The 22852-nt window shown below is 71.1% G+C and carries 21 protein-coding genes and 1 tRNA gene; 10 read left to right on the forward strand and 12 right to left on the reverse strand.

The window, feature by feature from the left end:
* Positions 1 to 117: 117 nt before the first annotated feature.
* The 4 genes from AB0K82_RS17155 to AB0K82_RS17170 form a co-directional block, all read right to left on the reverse strand.
* Positions 118 to 1599: an LCP family protein gene (locus tag AB0K82_RS17155; RefSeq protein WP_364397884.1), complete on the reverse strand. Its 1482-nt coding sequence runs from the start codon at positions 1597 to 1599 to the stop codon at positions 118 to 120.
* A gap of 257 nt (positions 1600 to 1856) precedes the next feature.
* On the reverse strand, positions 1857 to 3992 hold the full coding sequence (locus tag AB0K82_RS17160) for an LCP family protein (RefSeq protein ID WP_364397886.1): 2136 nt from the start codon (positions 3990 to 3992) through the stop codon (positions 1857 to 1859).
* Between the two features lie 371 nt (positions 3993 to 4363).
* Complete coding sequence (locus AB0K82_RS17165) at positions 4364 to 4831, reverse strand: hypothetical protein (RefSeq protein ID WP_364397888.1); 468 nt, start codon at positions 4829 to 4831, stop codon at positions 4364 to 4366.
* A 191-nt stretch (positions 4832 to 5022) separates the two neighbouring features.
* Positions 5023 to 5229 carry an EF-hand domain-containing protein gene (locus AB0K82_RS17170; RefSeq protein WP_364397890.1) on the reverse strand — a complete coding sequence of 69 codons (207 nt, stop codon included), beginning with the start codon at positions 5227 to 5229 and terminating at the stop codon, positions 5023 to 5025.
* A gap of 255 nt (positions 5230 to 5484) precedes the next feature.
* On the opposite strand from AB0K82_RS17170, the gene AB0K82_RS17175 reads away from it, so the two are divergent.
* From AB0K82_RS17175 to AB0K82_RS17195, 5 genes are all read left to right on the forward strand, one after another.
* Entirely contained in the window at positions 5485 to 7437 is a 1953-nt protein-coding gene (locus tag AB0K82_RS17175; protein WP_364397891.1) for a hypothetical protein, read from the forward strand.
* 122 nt (positions 7438 to 7559) lie between these two features.
* Positions 7560 to 8333, forward strand: coding sequence for an MFS transporter (locus AB0K82_RS17180; RefSeq protein ID WP_364397921.1), 774 nt, complete (start codon positions 7560 to 7562; stop codon positions 8331 to 8333).
* Entirely contained in the window at positions 8327 to 8725 is a 399-nt protein-coding gene (locus AB0K82_RS17185) for a hypothetical protein (protein WP_364397893.1), read from the forward strand. Before AB0K82_RS17180 ends, AB0K82_RS17185 begins: the two co-directional genes overlap by 7 nt.
* Before the next feature lie 514 nt (positions 8726 to 9239).
* Positions 9240 to 9584, forward strand: a complete 345-nt coding sequence (locus tag AB0K82_RS17190; RefSeq protein ID WP_364397895.1) for a hypothetical protein — start codon at positions 9240 to 9242, stop codon at positions 9582 to 9584.
* A gap of 248 nt (positions 9585 to 9832) precedes the next feature.
* A complete protein-coding gene (locus AB0K82_RS17195; RefSeq protein ID WP_364397897.1) occupies positions 9833 to 10213 on the forward strand; it encodes a tyrosine-type recombinase/integrase in 381 nt (126 codons plus the stop codon).
* A gap of 163 nt (positions 10214 to 10376) precedes the next feature.
* Here the strand turns inward: AB0K82_RS17195 and AB0K82_RS17200 are convergent.
* From AB0K82_RS17200 to galU, 7 genes are all read right to left on the reverse strand, one after another.
* Positions 10377 to 10450, reverse strand: a tRNA-Ala gene (locus tag AB0K82_RS17200).
* Between the two features lie 303 nt (positions 10451 to 10753).
* Positions 10754 to 11344 (reverse strand): hypothetical protein, encoded by a 591-nt coding sequence (locus AB0K82_RS17205; protein ID WP_364397899.1) that lies wholly within the window; start codon positions 11342 to 11344, stop codon positions 10754 to 10756.
* 350 nt (positions 11345 to 11694) lie between these two features.
* Positions 11695 to 12309: a GNAT family protein gene (locus AB0K82_RS17210; RefSeq protein WP_364397923.1), complete on the reverse strand. Its 615-nt coding sequence runs from the start codon at positions 12307 to 12309 to the stop codon at positions 11695 to 11697.
* Positions 12310 to 12359: 50 nt separating this feature from the next.
* Complete coding sequence (locus AB0K82_RS17215; RefSeq protein WP_364397925.1) at positions 12360 to 12830, reverse strand: MogA/MoaB family molybdenum cofactor biosynthesis protein; 471 nt, start codon at positions 12828 to 12830, stop codon at positions 12360 to 12362.
* Between the two features lie 14 nt (positions 12831 to 12844).
* On the reverse strand, positions 12845 to 13315 hold the full coding sequence (moaC, locus tag AB0K82_RS17220; protein WP_364397901.1) for a cyclic pyranopterin monophosphate synthase MoaC: 471 nt from the start codon (positions 13313 to 13315) through the stop codon (positions 12845 to 12847).
* A gap of 55 nt (positions 13316 to 13370) precedes the next feature.
* Positions 13371 to 14582 (reverse strand): gephyrin-like molybdotransferase Glp, encoded by a 1212-nt coding sequence (gene glp, locus AB0K82_RS17225; RefSeq protein WP_364397902.1) that lies wholly within the window; start codon positions 14580 to 14582, stop codon positions 13371 to 13373.
* The gene (gene galU, locus AB0K82_RS17230) at positions 14566 to 15480 is read right to left on the reverse strand and encodes a UTP--glucose-1-phosphate uridylyltransferase GalU (RefSeq protein ID WP_364397904.1); all 915 of its coding nucleotides are present in this window, start codon (positions 15478 to 15480) and stop codon (positions 14566 to 14568) included. Before galU ends, glp begins: the two co-directional genes overlap by 17 nt.
* Before the next feature lie 103 nt (positions 15481 to 15583).
* Between galU and AB0K82_RS17235 the strand changes: the two genes are divergently transcribed.
* From AB0K82_RS17235 to AB0K82_RS17250, 4 genes are all read left to right on the forward strand, one after another.
* Entirely contained in the window at positions 15584 to 16186 is a 603-nt protein-coding gene (locus AB0K82_RS17235) for a 5-formyltetrahydrofolate cyclo-ligase (RefSeq protein WP_364397906.1), read from the forward strand.
* Positions 16183 to 17160 carry an NAD(P)-dependent oxidoreductase gene (locus tag AB0K82_RS17240; RefSeq protein WP_364397907.1) on the forward strand — a complete coding sequence of 326 codons (978 nt, stop codon included), beginning with the start codon at positions 16183 to 16185 and terminating at the stop codon, positions 17158 to 17160. The genes AB0K82_RS17235 and AB0K82_RS17240 overlap by 4 nt, the downstream gene beginning before the upstream one ends.
* A 153-nt stretch (positions 17161 to 17313) precedes the next feature.
* Positions 17314 to 18795 (forward strand): potassium/proton antiporter, encoded by a 1482-nt coding sequence (locus AB0K82_RS17245; protein ID WP_364397909.1) that lies wholly within the window; start codon positions 17314 to 17316, stop codon positions 18793 to 18795.
* A 97-nt stretch (positions 18796 to 18892) separates the two neighbouring features.
* Positions 18893 to 19225 (forward strand): FmdB family zinc ribbon protein, encoded by a 333-nt coding sequence (locus AB0K82_RS17250; RefSeq protein ID WP_364397911.1) that lies wholly within the window; start codon positions 18893 to 18895, stop codon positions 19223 to 19225.
* Between the two features lie 145 nt (positions 19226 to 19370).
* Here the strand turns inward: AB0K82_RS17250 and AB0K82_RS17255 are convergent, their stop codons facing one another.
* A complete protein-coding gene (locus AB0K82_RS17255; RefSeq protein ID WP_364397913.1) occupies positions 19371 to 21464 on the reverse strand; it encodes an MMPL family transporter in 2094 nt (697 codons plus the stop codon).
* 185 nt (positions 21465 to 21649) lie between these two features.
* Here AB0K82_RS17255 and AB0K82_RS17260 point away from each other — a divergent pair, with 185 nt between their 5' ends.
* Positions 21650 to 22447 carry an S-methyl-5'-thioadenosine phosphorylase gene (locus AB0K82_RS17260; protein ID WP_345354697.1) on the forward strand — a complete coding sequence of 266 codons (798 nt, stop codon included), beginning with the start codon at positions 21650 to 21652 and terminating at the stop codon, positions 22445 to 22447.
* Positions 22448 to 22852: the final 405 nt, after the last annotated feature.

Genomic DNA, 22852 nt, shown 5'->3' on the forward strand with positions numbered 1-22852 from the left:
CTCCGCGGGCGTCCGTCCGGGTCCCGCACACGAGGCGGCGAGACTCGGTGTCGAATGCAGTTGCAGTCACATGCCGGCCCAGGACCGGTGGCGAACGTCCCGGCTCAGCTCACCGGCTCAGCCGCAGACGTTCTTCAGCGAGACCGCGCCACCGGAGCCGGTGGAGGCCGTCGCACTGGGTTGGACGCGCGAAGTCTTGCGTTTGTTCGTCTTCGCGGAGGCGCTGGCGGTCGGGGTGGATTTGCTCTGCCGGGGGTTGTCGCTCGCCGCGATGGCCTTGGCCGCCACGTTCCGCATGATCTGGACGTCCGGCTGGTAGACGTGGAAGCCGGGGATCTTGTCCGGGTTGTACGGAAGGCTGTGGATGTCGGCGCCGTTCTTCACGGTGCCGGACAGCTTCACGAGCGCCGGCAGCAGCGCCGACGGGATGTTCGTGTAGATCGTGTTGGTCGCGGCCTTGGCCAGCTTCTCGAAGTGCGTGACGACCTTCTGCGGGTCGGCCTGCTCGGCGATGTCCTTCATCAGGCACTTCTGCCGGTCCATCCGGTGGAAGTCGTCGTCGGCGTGCCGGCTGCGGCCGTACCACAGCGCCTTCTCACCGTTCAGGTGGTGCGTGCCCGGCAGGAGATAGCCGGACGGCGGGATGCCCCGCTCCGGCTCGCCGCCGATGGGCAGCTTCTTCTCGATGTGGACCGTTACACCGCCCATGGCGTCCACGATGTCCTTGAACCCGGACAGGTTCACCAGCACGTAGTAGTGGATCTTGATGCCGAGGAGGTAGCCAATGACCTCCTCGAGCAGGTGCGGGCCGCGCTGGGCCGCCTTCTTGTACTTCGGCAGCAGGTCGGGGTGCCGCTGTGCCTCGATGTAGATCTCGTTGAGCAGCCCCTGGTCCCCCGGGTCCCCGGTGTAGCCCTGCGGCCACCGCGACCGGAGCCGCGGCGGCAGCTGGAACTTCTGGAGCTGCCGGGGCAGGCTGAACAGGACCGTGTCACCGGTCTTGGTGTTGATGCTGGCGACCGTCATGCTGTCGGTACGGATGCCGGTGCGGTCCTTACCGCCGTCACCGCCCAGCAGCAGGACGTTGACCCGCGGCATGTCCTTCCACGGGTTGGCCGCGTTCACCTTCTGGCCGGACGTGTCGTCGCCGGGGAAGATCTTCGACAGTGTGTCCCGCAGCACGTACGTGGTGTTCGCCGCGTACACGAACGGCGTGCAGATCAACAACGACAGCACCACGACCAGCGTCGTCGACGCCACCCGCATCGCCGTCGGCAACCCCACCGGCCGCACCACCTGATACGACCGGATCACCACCGACACCCACACCAGCGCCAAAGCCAGCAAGGCGGCGATGATGACGTTCAACCACGTGCCCTGCACGGCGATCTGCTTCAGCTTCTCCTGGAACGCCAGCCCTGTGGCGGCGGTTCCCGCGATCAGCAGTCCGAGGATTCCCATCAGCGTGAAACCGGCGGCGCGGCGACCGGCCGCCACGTGAGCCACTCCCCACACGACCGCGGAGGCGAGGGTCAGCCCCAACGCCCGCCACAGACCGGCGACGGGGACCGGCTCACGCCTCCCAACCTGCCGTGCCATGAAGTCTCCTGATCCTCTGCTCGCGAGCAAGGCTCGCTCCGGGCGCGCATTCCCATCAGGGACGTGCGGCCGCGCCGACCGGTTTGCAAAGTGATTGACTGGATGCGGTCAGTAACCATTGGCATTGACCGATGGATCGTACCCGACCTGTGACCCAACCTGGACCGATAGCACGTTAAGGCACACTGGCCCCAGTTATCACCGCATTCATGAAAAGCTCATGAAGTGCCGTGTGAATGGCGTATATCCGGTACGGACTAGCCGCCGCAGGCGGCCGTCAGCGAGACCGCCTTGTCCTTCGCCTGGGCCTTGGGCGACGCGCCGCCGGACGCGTCATCGCCGGCACTCGGGGTGGCCGAGTCGCCCGGAGACGACGCCGCGCTCGCCCCGGCCGAGGCCTCCGCCGACCTCGACGGCGCCGGGCTGCTCAGCCCGGCCGGCGACGCCGCGGGCGCCGGAGTCGCCGACGGCTGCGCGGAGGTGCTCGTGCCGCCGGACGCCTCAGGTGAGGGGGTGGCGGTCGCCGAACGCTCCTCGCTGGCCGCGAGCGCGGCCGCCGCCGCACGCCGCATGACCTGCAGGTCCGGTCGGTAGACGTGGAACTGCGGCGGAACGAACATCAGGCTGCTGATCTGCGCGCCGTGCTTCATCGTCCCGGAGAGCGTGATGAGGGCGGGCAGCAGTTCGGCCGGGATGTTGGTGGAGATCGTCTTCTTCGCGGCGGCCGCGAGCTGCTGGAACCGGGTCAGCACCCGCTGCGGGTCCGCCTGCTCGGCGATCGCCTTCATCAGGCACTTCTGCCGCCCCATCCGGGTGAAGTCGTCGCTCGCCGTGCGCGACCGCCCGTACCAGAGCGCCTCTTTGCCGCTGAGGTCCCGGTCCCCGGTCTTGAGCACCCCGGTGGGCGCGCTGCCGTCCTCCGGGCCGCCGAACGGGATGTCGTGGGCGATGTGGACCTTCACCCCGCCCATGGCGTCGACGATGTCGGCGAAGCCGAACAGGTTGACGAGAATGTAGTAGTCGATGGGCTGGTCGATGAGGTACGAGATCTCCTCGCGGACCAGTTCGGGGCCGCGCCGGCCCTTGCCGAAGCCGGGCACGAGCGAAGGATCGTCCTCGGCGTCCTGGAACAGCTCGTTCAGCAGGCCCTGGTCGCCCGGGGCGCCCACCCCGGTGAACCCGTCCGGCCAGCGGGACCGCAGGCGGGGGAGCATCGGGAAGTGCTGCAGGTTCCGGGGCAGACTGAACAGCACCGTGTCCCCGGTCTTCGTGTCGATGCTGGCGACCGTCATGCTGTCCGTACGGATGCCGATGCGGTCACCGGCCCCGTCCCCGCCGAGCAGGAGGATGTTGACCCGCGGCTTGTCCTTCCACGGGTCCTCCACGTTGACCGGCTGCGGCCGCGCCTGGTCGCCGTGGAAGATCGTGCCGATCGTGTCCCGCAGGGTGTAGGTGCTGCGCGCGGCCCAGACGAGCGGCGAGCACACCCCGACGGCGAGCACCAGGACCATCGCGCCCGCGAGGACCCGCGCGGTCCGGGCCATCCCGGTGGGGCGGACCACCTGGTACGAGCGGACGACGATGCCGGCCCACAGAAGCGCGAGCGCCAGGATGCCGCCGGTGATTCCGGCGAGCCAGTCCCGCTGCACCGCGATGTTCTTGAGGTCGTGCTGGTACCGCAGGGCGACGAACACTCCGCCGCCGACGAGGACGGCGAACAGGCCCATCAGGAGGATCCCGGCGACACGGCGTCCGGCCCAGATGTGCGCGATTCCCCAGACCACCGCGGAGGCGACCGTCAGCCCGAGTGCGTGCACGAGACCGCGCCAGGACCCACCGCCCTCCTCCGCCGAGGCGTCGTCGGCGTCGGCATTGGCGGGAGCCTGCTCGCCGGACGCGCGCTCGGACGCCGCCGCGTCCTCGGCCTCCGCGTCCGCCGCGTCGGTATCGGCGTCGACGTCGTCCGAGTCGGTGGCATCCGCGTCCGACGGGGCGTCGTCCACGGTTCCGGCCGTGCCGGGCGGGGTGTCGTCGGCGGTGCCGGGCGGGGTGTCGTGGGCGGTGCCGGACGAGGACGCGGTGCCATCAGATCGGGCCGCGCCGGTCGCGGTGCCGGCCGCGTCGGACGGGGCGGCGACGTCCGTACGGTCATCGGCTGCCGCCTCGGCGCCCGTCGGGGCCACGCGTTTGGGCGCCGCTGCGGCCTGGACGACGGAGATGCCGTCCTCGGCCAGTGCGCCGCGCCTGCCGCCTACTCCGACCGCAGAACCCTTTTCTCCCGCCCGCCCTCCGGCGTCGCCCTCGCCGTCTTGGGCCGGGGAGTCGCCCCCTGTTTCACCGGCGGCGGCGTCCTCGCTGCCGTCGGAGACGCCGTCCACCGCGCCTTGTCCCATATGCACTCCTGTGTCCCAGCCGCCAGCCTAGATCATCCGCCGAGCGAGACCCACGAGGCACTCACCCGGCCCGCCGTACGACCGGTGGAACACGGACGGCCGCACGACCGCGGTGCGAACGATCACCTTTCCGGCAACGAACGACACCGCCAAAGAATCCCTTAATGCCCGAAATAGGCCAAATCAAGCCATTATGGCCACATATCGAGTTTCTCCGGGCTTGTAGATCACCGGCGAGAGCCCAAGGATCTCAGCGCCGGACTCACCCGGCGAGCGTCACCGGACGGCGGCGGGTCCGTGTCCCGCCAAGGCTTCGTCCGCACTTTCTCCAGGAAGACCATGGGCCGTCAACACCGCTTCCACAGAGTGGCTCACTGGACGAGCGGCCCCGTCAGAAGGGGAGGCGGGAAGGCGGAGACGATCTCCCGTGCCGCCTTTCCCCTGACCCCCAGGTTCAGGCGCACCAGCGACTGGCCGTCACTGCGATCCGCGACGATGACCTCGTTCAGCAGCCCCCGTTTCAGGGTGGCGGTCAGCGCCTGGATCGGCGCGTCGAAGACCAGCTTGCCGAGGTCCAATCCGCTGTGGATGCGCTCGATCATCAGCAGGCGGTACGACGTGACGACGACCCAGACCGCCGGCGGCACCGCGACGACGAGCAGCCCGACACTTCCCGAGGTCACCGCGGACACCGCGAGCGAGGCCACCGCCCCCTTGGTCATGGTCTCGGTCAGCCGCTTCTTGACACCGCCCTTCACCTGCGCGGTGGTCGCCAGCACGACGCTCTCTCCGGGCAGCAGGATGGTTGGTAGATGCTTGTGCAGCTTGCCCTTGGACATGGGTTCTCCACCGCGATGACATGGACGAGTCCTCCCGCCGCGGATCACCGACGTTCGGCCTCGGCCGGCGATGGGCGAAACGGGCAGCTCATCGTCGTGCGCGACAGATCGACTGTCAACCGCCTTCGACGAGGCTCGAACGTCCGGGACGACGCCGGTTCCCGGCGACCACCGGGAACCGGCGGGCCGCCTCAGGAGTTCCACGCCCTGGCGAACTCCGCCAGGTTGATGCGCCCGTCCCCGTCGTCGTCGGCGTGGGCGAAGATCGAGTTGATCTCGTCGCCGCTGACGGCCTCGTGGCGGCGGGTCATGGCGAGCTTGAACTCCATCGCCGTGATGTACCCGTCGCCGTCGTAGTCGATCTCCTCGAAGGTCCGCACGACCTCGTCGTCCACCATCCCCAGTCCCTCCTGTCGGCCCGTACGTCTCCGGCAGCGGTCACCGTACGGCACTCGTCGGTGTTCCGGGCGGCCTTCCACGGACGTTGCGCGCCTCGCGCCTGTCGCGGCTCGCCTGCTGAGGCGAGGGCGGCCGGGGGACATTTTGCCTGCTCAGGGGTACTGCGCAGTCCGAATCGCAAGATAGTATCCATTTCTCGCCGTTGTATGTAACTTTTTGCCACTCTGGGCGATTCGATGGGCCGGGAGGTACCGGTGTCCCTGACCGAGACTCTGCGAGCCGGTGATCCGCAGGCGTTCGGCACGCTCTATGACGAGTACGCCGAAGCGCTCTACGCGTACTGCTACGTCATGGTCGGCGTCGAGGCGGGCGACGCGCTGCGCGACGCCTTCGTGGCGGTCGCCCGCGATCCGGGTGCCGTCCCCGACGACGACGCGCGACTGCCCGTGTGGCTGCACTCACTCGCCCGAGCCGAGTGCGTGCGGCGCGGCGCCTTCGCGCGCAGCGTCGCGACGACCGTGTCGACCGACCCGCCACGACGCGCGCTGGCCCTCCTCAGCCCCGGGCACCGCGAGGTTCTGGCGCTGACGAACACTCTCGATGCCGACCAGACCGCCCAGGTCCTCGGCGTGACGAGGCAGACCGCCGAGACGCTCGCCTGGGAGGCGCAGCAGCGCCTGGAAGCGGCCGCCGCCTCCGTGCACGGCCAGGGCTCGGGCATGCTCGCCCCCCTGAGCGGGGAGGCGCTGCACCGGCTGGTGACGCTGGGGTACGAACCGCCCTCGGGCGAACGGGAACGGGTGCTGTCCTCGTGTGCGGCGGCGAAGCCCGCCCTCGGCGGCGCAGCGGTGTTCGACGCGGAGGGGACGCCCTCGCTCGACGCGCCCGCCGCGCAGGCCGACGACGACGCCACTCAGCAGATCCCGCGCATCTCCCCCGACGAGTCGGCCACCGCGCCGTTGCGCCGTATCGATGAGAGCTCCCCGGACCCGCGACCGGTTCCGTCCGAACCTGACGAGGCCCGGCCCGCCGAGCCGGCGTCCTCCGAATCCGGACCGGCCGAGGCCGCGGAGCTCGGCGCGGAGTCGGCCGCCTGGGAGGCCATCGACGCCGCGTGGGCCGAGGACGCGGACGCGAGCAACGGCGAGCAGCCGGTCGTTCGCGGCACGCACGCCAAGCACAAGAAGCCTTCCGTCGGCGGTCGGCTCCTCCCGGTCGTGGCCCTGGTGGCCTGCCTGGCCGCGGCGACCGGCGCGGCCTTCGCGTTGACCAGCTCGGACCGCGCTCAGGACACCGGCACGACCGCGCACCAGAGTGCGAAGCCGAGCGGTTCGGCCCGGCCCACGCCGTCGGGCGACCGGACGTCCCCCTCACCGAAGGCGGTCACGTCTCACCCGCACACGTCGCCGACGCCGAGCCGGACCGGCACCGCGCCCACGACCGCGACGCCTCGGCGGACCACCGCCCCGGCAGGCGGCTCGAAGTCGTCGACTCCGACGTCACCCGCCAAGACGACCCCGACGACCGAACCGACTCCGACCGCGAAGCCGACCTCACCGGCTGAATCCACTCCGTCGACCGAACCGACCTCGCCGTCCGAATCGACTCCGACCGCGAAGCCGACCCCGTCCGCCGAGCCGAGCTCACCCGCTCAACCGACCCCGACCGCCGAACCGACTCCCTCCGCCGAGCCGACCCCGACGGCCAAGCCGAGCAAAACAGCAAAGCCGCACAAGACGACCAAGCCGCACAAGACAGCCAAACCGAGTAAGACGGCTCGTCCAACCCACACTCCACGGCCGTCCCGCACCGCCAAGCCGACCCACACCGCCAGGCCGACCAGGCCGGACACGTCCTCGGAGCGGCCGACGAGCCGGCCAAGGCCGCATCGCACCACTACGTCAGGTGACGGGTCCACCGGCGGTCGTGGGAGCGTCGGCCATCGAGGGTCCGCCCAGGCCTGCGAGGGTCCGTCCGGGCGAGCGTCTCGTTGTGCTCAGCCCTACCCGTGGCGCATTGAACGCCCGCAGCGTCCAGACTTCCCCCAGCGCTCCAACGGTTTCCGTTCCGGTTCTGCCCAGGGCGACCAGAACGATCAAAGGCTCCCCCAGCGCTCCAACGGTTTCAATCCCGGTTTCGGGCAGGGCGGTCAGGACCGTCCCCAGCGCCCTGACAGCCCTCAGTTCGCTCAGCGTCCCCGGTGGTGAGAGGGGGCGCGTGAGAGCGTCAGCACCCTCTGGCCAGGCCGGGGACCGTGGACCGACGACAGACGTACCCAGGGGACGTCTTCGGCCTTGCAACGCATGGCGATACTCGCGCTTTGCAACCCGTGGCCAAGGATTACTCCCTGTATGCCGAGAAGTGGGACTATCCGCCCTTCCTCACCACCGTCATCTTCGCCGCGTACGGGGCCGTGGCTGTCGTCGCGACCCTCGTCTCCGGGGCCCTCTCCGACCGGTACGGTCGCCGGCCCGTACTCCTCGTCGCCCTCCTGCTGCTCCTCGCCGGGCTCGCCGTCTTCGTCTTCGCCGCAGGACCCGGATATCTCGTCGTGGCGCGGATGCTCAACGGCCTGGGGATCGGCGCGATCGTCGTCGTCGGCGGGGCCGCCCTGCTGGACGTGAGCCCCGACCGGGCGGCCCGGAGCGGGACGCTCACCGCCATCGTGTTCAACGCCGGCATCGCCGTTGCCGCGCTCGGCACCGCGGACCTCGCCCAGACCGGCTTCCACCCCCTGCTCCTGCCCTACCTTGCCGACGCGCTCATCGCCCTCGTCCTGTTCGTCCTCCTGCTGGTGATGCGTGAGCCGCACCCCGCGGCGGGTGCCGCGCCGCTGGGAATCCCGCGCCCGCAGGTGCCCAAGGAGATCCGTGGGCGCTTCGTCTTCGCCGTGATCGGTGCCGGCGCCGCCTGGGCCGTGCTCGGGTCTGCTTCTCGCTGGAACCCTCGATCGCCGCCCACGCCGCGCACGTCGACGGGCCGTTCTTCGGCGGTGTCGTCATCGCGGCCGTGCCCCTCGCCGCCGCCTTTGCGCAGGTCGTCGGCGCCCGCTACCCCGCCCGCACGGTCGCACTCGTCGGCGACACGGCACTCGCCATGCTGATGCTGGCCGGAGTGGGCGGCTTCGCGACCGGCAACGCCGGCGTCATCATCCTCACCTTCGCGCTCCAGGGCGGTGCCTACGGACTCGCCTTCGGCGGCTCCCTGCGCCACCTGACCGCACACATCCCCGCCGAGCGGCGCGGGGCTGTCATGTCCATGTTCTACCTGCTCGCGTACGGCGCGCTCATCACGCCCACGCTCCTCGTGGGCATCGGCGCGACCGTCTGGGACGGCACGGCGATCTTCCCCGTCTTCTCCGTGCTCGCGGCCCTTCTCTGCCTCTCCGCCGTGGTCGTCGAGCGCCTGTTGGGGCGTCAAGGAGGACACCTTCCGGCGACGGGGGCGTCGACGACCGAGGTGCCCCAGATGAGCAGAGAGGATTCGAACCCCTGACCCCCTCGATGCGTACTACCGGCGCGATCATGGTCGGCTCTGGCGTGCCCTGCTCGGACGTGCGTTGCCATGAGACCGTGGCAGGTGCCGTACGACGGTGTTGCTGTACTGCCCTGCTGTACAGCAGCAGCCTCAGCGGGCACCGGCGGATCCACAGAAGGTCGGCGACACAGTCTACGGTCCCCGGCTGACCTCGGCTTACGCCATGCCCCGGACCGAACAGACGCGAGAGGCGCATATCCCGCGAGCGGTGGCCGGCCACTCAGCGATGTGCGGTCAGTGAACGGGCGAGGCAACGCAGGTCTGCGGTGCAGTGGGTGGACAAGTATGCAAGATTCCCGGTAGGTATGTCCGACCTGGTGACGACCCGTCTACCAGGGGTTTCGCGGTCGCTCCTTGGCACCCGATTCGATTGGGCCGGTTTCGTCAGCAGATTGTAGGGCCATGGTTGAAAATGTGTCGGCCGCACTGGTGGCTCTTGGTGTGTGCGCCTGCGTCCTCAATTCGGGGGGGGATGGTCAAGTGGCTGAAGCTGCGCAGACTGCAACGTCACGGCGTCGAGGGTGAAGCGGTCTCCACCCTGCAGGAATGGATCAGGGGCGGCCATCGCGTCTACTACGACGTCCGTCTGGACGAGGGCTCGCCTCGAGCCAGTTTTATCGAGGTCGGGCCGGAGCCACGCGGGCCAGTGGGCACCGTCGTGCCGGTGGTGTACGACCGGAGAAAGCCGAAGCGGGCCCAGACTGGAACACTCGAGGACATCGACCTGACGGAAGAATGGTTCTACGTGAAACTGTTCTGGGGCCCAGGACTGATGTGCATTTTCGTGGGCACAGTACTCGAACTCGTCTTCTCCTGAGGAAGCTCACGGCATCACGTAACCGCAAGATGATTGGTCATCTGGCCAGACCGGGCAAAGGTGCTGGTCAGACAACCGCCAAGATCGAGGACAAGCCGACCCGGACCGCAAGGCCGGCTACGGCCTGAGGATCGGAAGCGGCGCGTCAGCCGATCGCCCCAAAGTCAGAGCTGACGATCGGCTGGCAGATTCAGCGCATCCGGCGGCAGCTTCTGCACCGCGAGACCAAGTCCGAGAGCTCTGACGCGGTGCTCCCCCTCGTCGGCATCTGCGCCACGGCGCTCCGCGAGCGTGAGAAGGACCAGGCGGCGGCCCGCGACGCTGCCGGGGGTGAGTGGCCGGGCCTGGGCCTGGTCTTCACGACGCGCACCGGGCAGCCGATCGAGCCGCGTAACTTCAACCGGAGCTTCGCCACCGCGTGCGCAAAGGCCGCCGTCCGAAAGATCCCGGTTCACGCGACGCGCAAGACGTGCGCCTCAATCCTCCTCGCAATGGACGTACACCCGAGGGTGGCGATGCAGATCCTGCGGCACAGCCAGATCTCGGTCACCATGAACGTCTACAGCGAGGTCTCCTCGGACGCCACGCGGAAGGCGCTCAAGCGACTCGGCAAGCGGCTCGATTCGTAGCTGTTGCTGTACTCCACTGCTGTACAAGATCGAAAAAGGCCGGTTCCGTGAACGGGACCGGCCTTTGACCATCGGGGGTCCGGGGGGGTGTCCCCCGGAGGAAACGACGAAGGACCAGCGGGAAGAGAGCGAAGCTCTCTTCCCGCTGGTCCCAGGTCCGAAGTGGAGCTGAGGGGATTTGAACCCCTGACCCCCTCGATGCGAACGAGGTGCGCTACCGGACTGCGCTACAGCCCCAAGGACGCTGTAAGGCTAGCAAACATTCGGCACTCCTCGCGCATCGGTTGCCCGGTGTTCCGGATCACAGCAGGTCGGCACTGCTTCCGAGCGCCCCCGACAGGATCAACGCGGCCGTGCAGCGTGGGCCTGCACGGCCGCGTTGATCCCTGGCATCTGCTGCCGATAGAGGGCAGTGAACGCCAGTGATCAGCGCCTGCCGCCGCCCGGCGGGTCGCGCCGCGGCGGCGGGCCGCCGGTTCGGTCGAGAGTAGGCGACGACATCCGCCACGGCAGGGCGGGTCCGGTCTTCGTCGGCCCGGTTCAGTCGCCGACGGCGCGCTGGTCGGTGTACTGGTCGTAGACCTCTTGCTGCGGGCGGTCGGGCATGGCGATGATCTCGGCGGACCGCTGGGCTTCGCGGGCGAGGCGTGCCTCCTCCTTGGCACGGGCGCGGCGGTCGGCCTCGAGGGCGCGGAGGTGGGCGAGGCGTCGGGCGCGGCGGCGTTCGGCGTCCATCTTGACGGCGATGCGCAGCAGCGTGAGGTGGCCGACGAGCAGCACGGACGGCGGCAGCGTGAACCACCACGGCGTGACGCCGGCGACGACGGTGGCGACCGCCGTCAGCACGAGCAGGATGAGACCGACGGTGCGGCGTCGGCGGCGGGCGATGACGGCGGCGCGGCTCGCCCGCCGGCCGGCGGCGGAGCGGGTCGCACGAGCCGGGATCACCTCGTCCTCGAGCGGTGCCTCGTCGAGGCTCTCACCGGCCTCGGCGGGCGTCTCGGCCAGTGTGTCGGCGTCATCGTCCAGGCGCCGGTTCCGGGTGCGGGAGCCGTCGCGGCGGAGCCACATGGGGACCAGGACGACGCCCCAGACGGCTACGATCGCAAGGTAGAGGAGTGCGCTGCTCATCAGCCCTCCTCATAGGCGCGTCGAGGCCGCAGGCTGACCTCGCAGACGCGCTCGCTCACGTCCCGCACGCTAAGACCCACCGTCAGTGGTTGACGAGCATTAGGGGCGGTGTGTCGCGAGATCGGATCCTTCCTGAAACTTTGCTGACCAAAAGTTTCCAGGCACCATGATCACGGCGCCCGCCACCCTCGGTATCCGGAGTATGGCTCCGCAAACATCACGTTCCCGTATCGTCCGCGCCACCGTCCGGCTGCGGTGATCATCCCGTGTCCGCGGGAAACCCTGGGTCGCCGGGGGGCGGCATCCCGGTGAACGCCTCAGCCGCCGTCCCCCTCGACGCTGGTCCGGACTCAGTGCGGGAAGGCCTGGCGGGTGCTGGCACGCCAGCGGGCCAGCAGGCCACCGGGAACGTCCTCCGTCGTCAGGGCGTAGCAGATGTGGTCGCGCCAGGCGCCGTCGATGTGCAGGTGCCGCCGGCGGACGCCCTCCTCGCGGAAGCCGAGCTTGTCGACGACGCGGCGGCTCGCGGTGTTCTCCGGGCGGATGTTCGCCTCGACGCGGTGCAGGCCGACGTTGAAGAAGGCGTGGTCGACGGCCAGGGCGACGGCGGTCGGCATGACGCCGCGACCGGCGACGGCCTTGTCGACCCAGTAGCCGATCTGTGCCGACCGGGCGGAGCCCCAGACGATGGCGCCGATGGTGAGCTGCCCGGCGAACTCCCCGTCGTACGTCACGACCCACGGCAGGGCCAGGCCGTGCCGGGCCTCGCGGCGCATCGTCTGCACCATGCTGAGGTAGGGACCGAGCCCACTGCGGAAGAGCGGCGTCTCGGGATTGGTCGGCTCCCAGGGACGCAGCCATTCGGCGTTGCGGATCCGCACCTCCCGCCAGATCGGCGCGTCACGTAGCCGCAAGGGCCGCAGCCCGACCGGCCCCTCGTTCAGGTTGGCCGGCCAACCCCGCATGCTTGCCACACTCCCATGATTCCCCTGTGGCGGGTCCTACGCCATCCTCGTCAGGGTGTGCGCGGGTGATCGCCGCCGCCGATCTGGTCGACGGCGTGTCGCAGCACCTCGCCGAGTACGGCCATCCCGTCGCGTACCCCGCCCGTCGAGCCGGGCAGGTTGACGATGAGGGTACGTCCGGCGACGCCCGCCAGGCCGCGGGACAGGATCGCGGCCGGGACCTTCTGCCGGCCGGTGAGCCGGATGGCCTCGGCGATGCCGGGGATCTCGCGTTCGATGACGCGCCTGGTCATCTCCGGGGTCCGGTCGGTCGGGGTGAGTCCGGTGCCGCCGCTGGTGACGACGGCGTCGTAGCCCTGAGCGACGGCGTCACGCAGGACCTCCTCGACCGGCTCGCCGTCGGGGACGACGACCGGGCCGTCGACCTGGCAGCCGAGGTCGCGCAGGAGACCGGCGAGGACCGGCCCGGAGGTGTCCTCGTAGACGCCGGCGTGGGCGCGGTTCGACACGGTGACCGCCATGGCCCTGATCGCCGTCACGGCCGCCGCCAGACGCCGGTCTTGCCGCCGGTCTTCTCCTCGACGCGCACGTCCGTGATGACGGCGGCCGGGTCGACCGCCTTGACCATGTCGATGAGGGCGAGCCCGGCGACGGACACGCAGGTCAGCGCCTCCATCTCCACGCCCGTACGGTCCGCGGTGCGCACCTGCGCGACGATGGCCACGCCGTCGTCGCGGACGGTCAGGTCGACGGTGACGCCGTGGATGGCGATGGGGTGGCACAGCGGGACGAGGTCGGGAGTGCGCTTGGCCGCCTGGATCCCGGCGATGCGGGCGACGGCGAGCGCGTCGCCCTTCGGGACGTTCCCGGCACGCAGGGCGGCGACGCACTCCGCGGACAGGCGCACGAAGCCGGTGGCGGTGGCCGTACGGGCGGAGACCTCCTTGGCGGAGACGTCCACCATCCGGGCCGCCCCGGACTCGTCGAGGTGCGAGAAACCGGTCATGCGGCCCCCTTCCTCGGAGGAGCGACCAGAGGCGCTGCGCTCATGACTCGCTCGCTCATGGCAGCTCCAGCACGTCGACGGTATCCCCGGCCTGGAGTTCGGTGACGTCCTCGGGCAGGACGATCAGCGCGTTCGAGGACGCGAGCGCGAAGACCTGGTGGGAGCCCTGTGCCTCCGCCGGGAACACCCGGTAGTCCCCGTCCGCGTCTGTCGACAGCTCCGCGCGCAGGTAGTGCCGCAGGCCCTCCGGCGAGGTGATCGGCGCGGCGAGGTAGGCCCGTACGGTGCGCGGCGGGGCGGGCGGCAGCCCTTGCAGCGCGCGCAGCGCCGGGCGGACGAACACCTGGAAGGAGACGTACGCGCTGACCGGGTTGCCGGGCAGTGTGAAGACGGGGACGCGGTCGTCGAGCAGGCCGAAGCCCTGGGGTTTGCCGGGCCGCATCGCGACCTTCTCGAACCGCATCGTGCCGAGCCCGGACAGCACCTCCTTGACGACGTCGTAGGCGCCCATGCTCACCCCGCCCGACGTGATGATCAGGTCGGCGGACGCGAGCTGCTCCTCGATCGTGGCGAGGACCTCACGCGGGTCGTCGCCGACCGAGCCCGCCCGGAACCCCACGCCGCCCACCTCGGTGACGGCGGCGGTCAGCGCGAAGCTGTTGGAGTCCCAGATCTGGCCGGGACCGACCGGGCGGCCGGGCTCGACCAGTTCGCTGCCGGTGGACAGCACGGCGACGCGGGGCCGGGGGTGTACGAGGACGCGGGCCCGGCCGACCGCGGCGAGCATGCCGATCTGGGCGGCGCCGAGCCGGGTGCCGGCCGGCAGGACGGTCTGCCCGGCGGTGACGTCCTCCCCCGCGCGCCGGATGTAGTGGCCGGGCGTGGCGGCCCGCCGGATCGTCACCTTGGCGGTGCCGCCGTCGGTCCACTCGACCGGGACGATGGCGTCCGCGCCGCCGGGCAGCGGCGCGCCGGTCATGATGCGGGCGCACAGCCCCGGGGCGATGCCGTACGCGCCCTGGTCGCCGGCGGCGATGTCGCCGACGACCGACAGGCTTACGGGTGATGTCTCGGACGCGGCCGCGACGTCCGCGGCCAGCACCGCGTATCCGTCCATGGCGGAGTTGTCGAACGGCGGCAGGTCGACGGGCGCGGTGACGGGCTCGGCGAGGACGCCGCCGGATGCCTCCGACAGGGCCAACTCCAGGGGCGGAAGCTCCCGTACCGACCCCAGGATGTCCGCCAGATGCTCATCTACCCGCTTCATCGTGCTTCGCCACGAACTCTCGGAGCCACGGCAGGAACTCGTCGGCCAGCTCGGGCCGGTCGGCCGCGAACTGCACGACCGTGCGCAGGTAGTCCAGCTTGTTGCCGGTGTCGTAGCGGCGGCCGCGGAAGAGCACGCCGTGCACCGGGCCGCCCTCCGAGCGGTCCCGCTTGGCCAGCGTGAGCAGCGCGTCGGTGAGCTGGATCTCGCCGCCCCGGCCCGGCGGGGTCTTCTCCAGGACGTCGAACACGGCGGGGTCGCAGACGTACCGGCCGATGATGATCCACCGGCTCGGGGCCTCCCCCGGCACGGGCTTCTCGACGAGGTCGGTGACGCGGACGACGTCGTCCTCGTCGGTCGGCTCGATCGCGGCGCAGCCGTACAGCGACACCTGCTCGGGCTCGACCTCCATCAGCGCCACGACGCTGCCGCCGTGGGTCTCGCGGACCTCGAGCATGCGCTGCAGGAGCAGGTCGCGCTCGTCGATCAGGTCGTCGCCGAGCAGCACGGCGAACGGCTCGTTGCCGACGTGCCGGCGGGCGCAGTGGACGGCGTGTCCGAGGCCCTTCGGCTCGCCCTGGCGCACGTAGTGGACGTCGGCGAGCTCGGCGGACTCCCGGACCGACCCGAGCCGCTCGGGGTCCTCCTTGGCGCGCAGCGCCTCCTCCAGCTCGTACGCGCGGTCGAAGTGGTCCTCGATCGGCCGCTTCCCCCGGCCGGTGATCAGCAGGATGTCGTCGAGCCCGGCCGCGACGGCCTCCTCGACGACGTACTGGATCGCCGGCTTGTCGACGATGGGGAGCATTTCCTTGGGGGTCGCCTTGGTCGCGGGCAGGAAGCGCGTGCCAAGGCCGGCAGCGGGAACGACCGCCTTGGTGACGGGTACGTGGTCGGCCATGACAAGACCCTAACCGTCGATCGCGGCTGTTCCGCGAACGGTCCCCCCTTGCGTCGTGCATTCGAAGGGGATTCTCACTCCGGTTTCACGCGACAATAGAGACGTGCGCGACATCACCGAGGAGAAGACGGCCCTGCGTTCGGACCTGCTGGCGGCCCGCGCCCGCCTCACCCCGGACGAACGCACCGCCTCCGGGCGGCTGTTGCGCGACACCGTGCTGACGCTGCCGGAGGCGGAGATGGCCGGCACCGTCGCCGCGTACGTCTCGGTCGGCACCGAGCCGGCCACCCAGAGCCTCCTGTTCGCGCTGTGGAAGCGCGGCACGTACGTCCTCGTTCCTCGGCTGCTGCCGGACCGCGACCTGGACTGGGCCTCCTACGAGGGCCCCGACTCGCTGCGGCCGGGGCCGTACGGCCTGCTGGAGCCCACCGAGCCGGCGCGCGGCCCGGAGGCGATCCGCAGCGCCGACATGGTCCTCGTCCCCGCGCTGGCGGTGTCGTCGACCGGCGTGCGCCTCGGGCGCGGCGGCGGCTCGTACGACCGGGCGCTGACCCGCGTCGCCCCCGGCATCCTGACGATCGCGCCGGTCTACGACACCGAGCTGGTCGCCTCCCTGCCCGCCGAAGCACACGACCTGCCCGTACGCGCGGCGGTCACCCCGTCGGGCGGCCTGGTCAGGTTCGCTCCGCCCGGGGGAGGGACGTGAACGCCAAGGGCTGGCGGCTGCTCGCGCTGCCGCCGCTGGGCCCGGACCTGATCCACCACGTGTTCGACCCGCTCGCCGAGGTCGTCGTGCCCGCCGAGCGGAGTCGCGAGGCCCTGCACGCGGCGCTGGCCGACGCGGAGCTGGTCGTCGGCGACTTCACCGGCGAGCTGTCGCTCGACGCCGCCGCCGTGGCGGCCGCCCCGCGCCTGGCGTTCGTGCAGATGCCGTCGGTCGGGGTGGACAGCCTCGACCTGGACGCGCTGACCGCCGCCGGGGTGGCGGTGGCCAACACCGCCGGCGCGAACGCCCGTTCGGTGGCCGAGTGGGCCCTGGCCGCCGCGCTGGACCTGTCCCGGCAGCTGTCCTGGGCGGACCGGCGCATGCGGGAGGGCGGCTGGCCGCAGCTGGAGACGGCCGCCCGCGGTTCGGACGAGCTGGCGAACCGCCGGGTCGGCGTGCTCGGCATGGGCGCGATCGGCGCGGAGGTCATGCGGCTGTTCGAGGCGCTGGGCTGCCGGGTCGCGTACTGGTCGCGGCGGCGCCGGGACACCGGCGTCTACCAGGAGCTGGACGACCTGCTCGCCGGCTCCGACATCCTCGTCGTCTGCCTGCCGCGCACGCCGGAGACCGTCGGGCTGCTGGACTCCCGGCGGCTGGCGCTGCTGCCCCGGGGCGCGTTCCTGATCAATGTCGCGCGTGGCGGGATCGTGCCGGACGACGCCGTGCTCGCCGCGCTGGACGGCGGCGGGCTGGCCGGAGCGGCGCTCGACGTGTACGAGGACGAGCCGCCGCCCGCCGACCATCCGCTGCGGCGGCACGAGAGCGTCCTGCTCTCTCCGCACGCGGCCGGCGCGACCCGGCAGTCGCAGCTCAACATCATCACCGCCGTGGTCGACAACATACGGGCCGCGGCCGAGGGCCGGCCGGTGACGAACGTCGTCAACGGTGTCGACCCGCTGATCCGCCACCGCTGATCCGCTACCGCTGATCCGCCATCGCTGATCCATCGGCGCTGATCCGTCGGCGCCGATTCGCTACCGCTGATTCGGCCTTCCCCCGTCCAGCGCGGCGGCGCTCCGCCGTCGCCGGTGACGGATTGTGAGAAAGTCCTGTTCAAGGGGGTGTGGGTGAAACTCGACCTGTGGCTGCTGCTCGGCTCGATCGTGGTCATCGTGGCGATCGTGGCCGTCCGACTGGCCCACCGCAGCGGGCTGCCCAGTCTGCTGCTGTACTTGGCGTTCGGCCTGGTGCTGGGCGAGTCGGGGTTCGGCATCCGGTTCGACGACATGCTGGTCGCCGAGACACTGGGTCTGGCGGCGCTGGTCCTCATCCTGGCCGAAGGCGGACTCACCACCCGCTGGTCGGCCGTACGGGGGGCCATCCCGGCCGCCCTCTCGCTGGCCGTCGCCGGCACCGCGGTCAGCATCGCGGTGGTCGCGGCGGTGGCGCACTGGCTGGTGGGCATCGATTGGCGCCTCGCCCTGCTGCTGGGCGCCGTGCTCGCCCCGACGGACGCCGCGGCGGTGTTCTCCGTGCTGCGGCGGCTGCCGCTGCCCGCCCGCCTGACCGGCATCCTGGAGGCCGAGTCCGGGTTCAACGACGCGCCGGTCGTCATCCTCGTCGCCGCTCTCAGCGCGAAACACGTGGAGTCGCCGCTGATGATGGCGGGTGAGCTGGTCTACGAGCTCGTCGTGGGGGCGACGATCGGGCTCCTGGTCGGCTGGCTCGGCGCGCGCGCCCTGCGCCGGGCGGCGCTGCCCGCGTCCGGCCTGTACCCGATCGCGGTGCTGTCGCTCGCCGTCGGCGCGTACGGCGCGGCGTCCGTCGCGCACACCAGCGGGTTCATGGCGACCTACCTGGCGGCCCTCGTGCTGGGCAACAGCCGGCTGCCGCACCGCCCGGCCACCCGCGGGTTCGCCGAGGGGCTGGCCCTGCTGGCGCAGATCGGACTGTTCATCATGCTCGGGCTGCTGGCGTCTCCGGATGAGCTGCCGGCGCAGGTCGGCGCGGCGTTGATCTGCGGGTTCGCCCTCGTGCTGGTGGCGCGGCCGCTGTCGGTCCTGGTGTCCACGCCGTTCTTCGGGCTCGACCTGCGGGCCAAGGCGTTCCTGTCGTGGGCCGGGCTGCGCGGCGCCGTGCCGATCGTGCTGGCGACGATCCCGGTGACGGCCGGGCTGCCCGGTGCGGAGGCGCTGTTCGCGCAGGTGTTCATCATCGTTGTGGTGTTCACCCTGCTGCAGGGGCCGACGCTGTCCTCGCTCGCGCGCCTCCTGCGGGTGACCGTCCCCGACCGCGCCCGGGAGATCGACGTCGAGGCCGCCCCGCTGGAGGAGCTGCACGCCGACCTGCTGGAGATCCGGATCCCGCCGGACTCCCGGCTCAACAACGTGGAGATCTTCGAGCTGCGGCTGCCCGAGGGCGCGGTGATCACGCTGGTCGTACGGGACGGGCACAGCTTCGTGCCGGGCCCCGACACCGCCCTGCAGGCGGGCGACGAGCTGCTGGTCGTCGCCACGAGCGCCGCCCGGCCCGCCGCCGAACGCCGGCTGCGCGCCGTCAGCCGGCGCGGGAAGCTGGCCGGCTGGTACGGCGAGCACGGTGATCAGTGAACGTGTGCGGCGGGAATCATTCGGCGCCCGGTAGCATTAGCAGTCACTGAGTGAGAGTGCCAGCCCCCCGAGGGCTGTGTACAGCTAGGAGGAACTCGTGCCGACGTATCAGTACGCGTGCACCGAATGCGGTGAGCCTCTGGAGGTCGTGCAGAAGTTCAGCGACGACCCGCTGACCGAGTGCCCCGCATGCGGCGGGCGTCTGCGCAAGGTGTTCTCCCCGGCGGCGATCGTGTTCAGGGGATCGGGCTTCTACCGCACCGACAGCCGCAGTGGATCGAGCACCTCGACCAGCGGCTCGGCGAAGAAGAGCGAGCCCGCCAAGACCGAGGCGAAGAAGGACACCTCTTCCTCGTCCTCGTCCTCCTCTGACTCTTCTTCGGGCTCGGCCGGCTCGTCCGGCGGTTCCTCCGGCGAGAAGGTCGCCTGACCCGCCGAGGATGACGGGGGCCGTCGCCGTGCCGGTTCCGGCGGGCGCTCGGTCCATGACGCCGTGGGCGACGGGCTCCCCGCCCGGTCGGGGAGCCCGTCGCGCCCTGTACTCAGCCGGCGGGCCTGTGATCAGCGCCCTGTGATCAGCGCACCGCCTGCGGCGTCGACCGTCGGTCCGGCTCGACGGCCGCGTCCCCCGCGAGACGGCCCGGCCACCAGATGCGCTTCCCGATGTCGTACGTCAGAGCCGGGACGAGCAGCGACCGGATCAGCAGGCTGTCGAGCAGCACGCCGAACGCGACCGCGAAGGCCATCTCCACCGTGCCCGTCACCGGCAGGGTCGCCAGCCCCGCGAACGTCGCGGCCAGCACGACCCCGGCCGAGGTGATCACACCGCCGGTGACGGTGAGGCCGCGCAGGATGCCGCGCCGCGTGCCCAGCCGCTGCGACTCCTCCCGCACCCGGGTCATGAGGAAGATGTTGTAGTCGACGCCGAGCGCGACCAGGAAGATGAAGATCTCCAGCGGGAAGCTGGAGTCGGCGCCCTCGAAGCCGAACACGTGGGTGAACACCAGCCCGCACACCCCGAGTGACGCGGCGAACGACAGCACCACCGTCGCCATCAGCAGCAGCGGCGCGACCAGGGCCCGCAGCAGCAGGACCAGGATGACGAACACGACGGCCAGGACGATCGGGATGATCACCTTGTTGTCGTGCGCGGCGGCGCGCTGCGTGTCGAGGTTGACGGCGGTGGTCCCGCCGACCATCGCCCTCAGGGGGTGCACCGCGGCGCGCAGCCGGTCGACCGTGTCGCGGGCGGCGCCGGTGTCCGCCGCACTGGACAGGGTCGCGTCGTACTGCTCGTAGTCGCCCGCGACCACCGGTGCGCTCACCGCGGACACGCCGGGCGTACGGGCGATCGTGGCACGCAGGTCGGGGTTGCGCGGGCCGAGGACGACCGCCGGGCTGCCGGTGCCGGCCGGGAAATGCCGGGCCAGCACCCGCTCGCCCACGACCGAGTCAGGGGTGCCGACGAACTGTCCGGCGTTCGAGATGGGACCGGTCTTCAACGACAGGACGCCGAACGCCAGGGCGGCCAACACCAGCACGCCGCCGATCGAGATGATCCGCGGCCGGACGCTGACGAACCGCGCGACGCGGGCCCAGACGCCGTGCTCCTTCTCCAGCGCGTCGGAATCGTCGACGTACCGGACGTCGAACCGCGGCACGATCGGCCAGAAGACGCCGCGCGGCAGCGCCACGAGCAGGGCGGGCAGCAGCGTGGTCATGGCGACCAGCGCGCACACGATGCCGACCGCCGCGACCGGGCCGAGGCCGCTGGTGGAGTTGAGCTCGGCGACGACCAGGCACAGCAGCGCGATCGTCACGGTGGCTGCGCTGGCGAGGACGGCGGGCCCCGCGCGACGCAGCGCGATCCGCATGGCCTCGTGCTTGTCCTCGTGCCGGTGCAGCTCCTCCCGGTAGCGGGCGATCAGCAGCAGCGCGTAGTCCGTGCCGGCGCCGAACACCAGGACCGCCAGGATCGCGGTGCTCTGGCTGTTGACCGTGAGACCCGCCTTGGCGAGCAGGTAGACCAGTCCCTGGGACAGCATGTACGCCGAACCGGCCGACACCAGCGGCACGACCCACAGGAACGGGCTGCGGTACGTCACCAGCAGCATGACGATCACGACGGCCAGGGTGACGAGCAGGAGAGTGCCGTCGACCGTCATGAAGACCCCGATCAGGTCGGACTGCGTGCCGCCCGGACCGGTGACGCGGACGTCGAGCCCGGCCGGCGGCCCGCGTTCGACCACCTTGCGGAGCTCGTCGATCGACTTGAGGACGACGTCCCCGTCGCCGCTGACCGGGACGACGAGCTGCATCGCCGCACCGTCCCTGGAGGTGATCGGCCCCGTGACCGACGCGACGTGCGAGACGCCCTTCAGCTCCGCGGCCGCCGCCCGCGCGAACGCCAGGTCCTGTGGGGTGACGCCGCCGCGCCGCTCGTACGACACGAGCGTGACGGTCCCGTCCTCGTGGTGCAGCTTCTGCTGCAGCTTGATGACCTTGGTCGCCTCGGCCCCGCCCGGCAGGTAGGCCTCGGCGCTGTTCTTCGTGACGCCCTGCAGTTTGCCCCCGAGCGCGCCGCCGACCATCAGCAGGATCAGCCAGGCGACGAGGACGACCCACTTGGTACGGCGGCCGGCGGGAACACCGGCCAGTCGGCTCGGCATGGTTCACCTTTCTGGAAGCGCGTAACATCTCTCTATCGCCGAGAAGATATTACGCGTCCCTCGCACTGACAAGACATATCGCGAGTCTGATATCGATCCGTGGCCAGGTGGCTGGAGCGCGCGTTGTCCACAGGTTCGGAGGGTGGTCTCGCGGCCCGTCGCGGCGGCCGACTAGGGTCCGGCTCATGCATGCAGAGATCGGCGTGATCGGTGGGTCCGGCTTCTACTCCTTCCTCGACGACGTCGAGGAGATCGAGGTGCCCACCCCCTACGGCCCGCCCAGCGACACCATCGCCCTGACCACGGTGGCCGGTCGCCGAGTCGCGTTCCTGCCCCGGCACGGCCGCGACCACCGCTATCCGCCGCACAAGATCCCCTATCGGGCGAACCTCTGGGCCCTGCGTTCCCTCGGGGTCCGCCAGGTCATCGCCCCGAGCGCCGTCGGTTCGCTGGCCCCGGCGTACGGCCCCGGCACCCTCGCCATCCCCGACCAGCTCATCGACCGCACCAGCGGCCGCGCGCAGACCTACTACGACGACGGCGCCGTGCACCTGTCCTTCGCCGACCCCTACTGCCCGCGCGGCCGCCACACCGCGCTGGAGGCCGCCCGCGCTGCGGAGTGGCAGCCGGTCGACGGCGGCACCCTCGTCGTCATCGAAGGGCCGCGCTTCTCCACCCGCGCCGAGTCCCGCTGGTACGCCGCCCAGGGCTGGACCCTCGTCGGCATGACCGGTCACCCCGAGGCCGTCCTCGCCCGTGAGCTGGCGCTGTGCTACATCCCGGCCTGTCTCGTCACCGACCTCGACGCCGGCATCGAGGAGGGCGAGGGCGTCACCCACGAGGAGGTGCTCCGCGTCTTCGCGCAGAACGTCGACCGGCTGCGCGACCTCGTCATCGACATCATCGGCACGCTCCCCGCCGACCGCGACTGCCCCTGCCCGCACGCCCTGGACGGGCTCGAGGTCCCCATCGAGCTCCCTTGACGTCCTCCCCGCCCGCCCCTGCCGAGACCGTCCCCAACCCGCCCACCGCCCTGAACGGGCCCGTCATCGCCGTTCAGCGCCCATGACCACCCCCGGCCCGCACTGCCGTCTGGACGGGCCCAGCGTCCCCGTCCAGCACCCATGACCACCCCGGCCCGCCCTGCCGCCCGGACGGCCCGACGTTCCCCCGGAGCGCCCATGACCGCTGTGACCCCGCTGCCGAAGCGACGCCGATGAGGGCGACGCTGAGCCGGCACCGCCGTCTGCTCGCCGCCGTGCTGGCGGCCGCCGCGGCGGCGTTCGGCCTCGCCGCCGCGCGGCCTCACCCGCGCGGGGTGCCGGTCCTCGTCGCCGCTCCACGACCCCCCGATGATCAACGCGGTGCACACCACCCCCCCGCTGCAC

Origin of the sequence: Actinoallomurus sp. NPDC052274 (assembly GCF_040679475.1) — a bacterium.
GTDB classification, from domain to species: Bacteria; Actinomycetota; Actinomycetes; order Streptosporangiales; family Streptosporangiaceae; genus Actinoallomurus; species Actinoallomurus liliacearum.

Coding starts and splice junctions, on each gene's coding strand:
- AB0K82_RS17160 (WP_364397886.1), bottom strand. CDS start 3,992: ATGGGACAAGGCGCGGTGGACGGCGTCTCCGACGGCAGCGAGGACGCC.
- galU (WP_364397904.1), bottom strand. CDS start 15,480: ATGGCCGACCACGTACCCGTCACCAAGGCGGTCGTTCCCGCTGCCGGC.
- AB0K82_RS17190 (WP_364397895.1), top strand. CDS start 9,240: ATGGTCAAGTGGCTGAAGCTGCGCAGACTGCAACGTCACGGCGTCGAG.
- AB0K82_RS17255 (WP_364397913.1), bottom strand. CDS start 21,464: ATGCCGAGCCGACTGGCCGGTGTTCCCGCCGGCCGCCGTACCAAGTGG.
- AB0K82_RS17170 (WP_364397890.1), bottom strand. CDS start 5,229: ATGGTGGACGACGAGGTCGTGCGGACCTTCGAGGAGATCGACTACGAC.
- AB0K82_RS17260 (WP_345354697.1), top strand. CDS start 21,650: ATGCATGCAGAGATCGGCGTGATCGGTGGGTCCGGCTTCTACTCCTTC.
- AB0K82_RS17165 (WP_364397888.1), bottom strand. CDS start 4,831: ATGTCCAAGGGCAAGCTGCACAAGCATCTACCAACCATCCTGCTGCCC.
- moaC (WP_364397901.1), bottom strand. CDS start 13,315: ATGACCGGTTTCTCGCACCTCGACGAGTCCGGGGCGGCCCGGATGGTG.
- AB0K82_RS17185 (WP_364397893.1), top strand. CDS start 8,327: ATGCTGATGCTGGCCGGAGTGGGCGGCTTCGCGACCGGCAACGCCGGC.
- AB0K82_RS17155 (WP_364397884.1), bottom strand. CDS start 1,599: ATGGCACGGCAGGTTGGGAGGCGTGAGCCGGTCCCCGTCGCCGGTCTG.
- glp (WP_364397902.1), bottom strand. CDS start 14,582: ATGAAGCGGGTAGATGAGCATCTGGCGGACATCCTGGGGTCGGTACGG.
- AB0K82_RS17215 (WP_364397925.1), bottom strand. CDS start 12,830: ATGGCGGTCACCGTGTCGAACCGCGCCCACGCCGGCGTCTACGAGGAC.
- AB0K82_RS17210 (WP_364397923.1), bottom strand. CDS start 12,309: ATGCGGGGTTGGCCGGCCAACCTGAACGAGGGGCCGGTCGGGCTGCGG.
- AB0K82_RS17205 (WP_364397899.1), bottom strand. CDS start 11,344: ATGAGCAGCGCACTCCTCTACCTTGCGATCGTAGCCGTCTGGGGCGTC.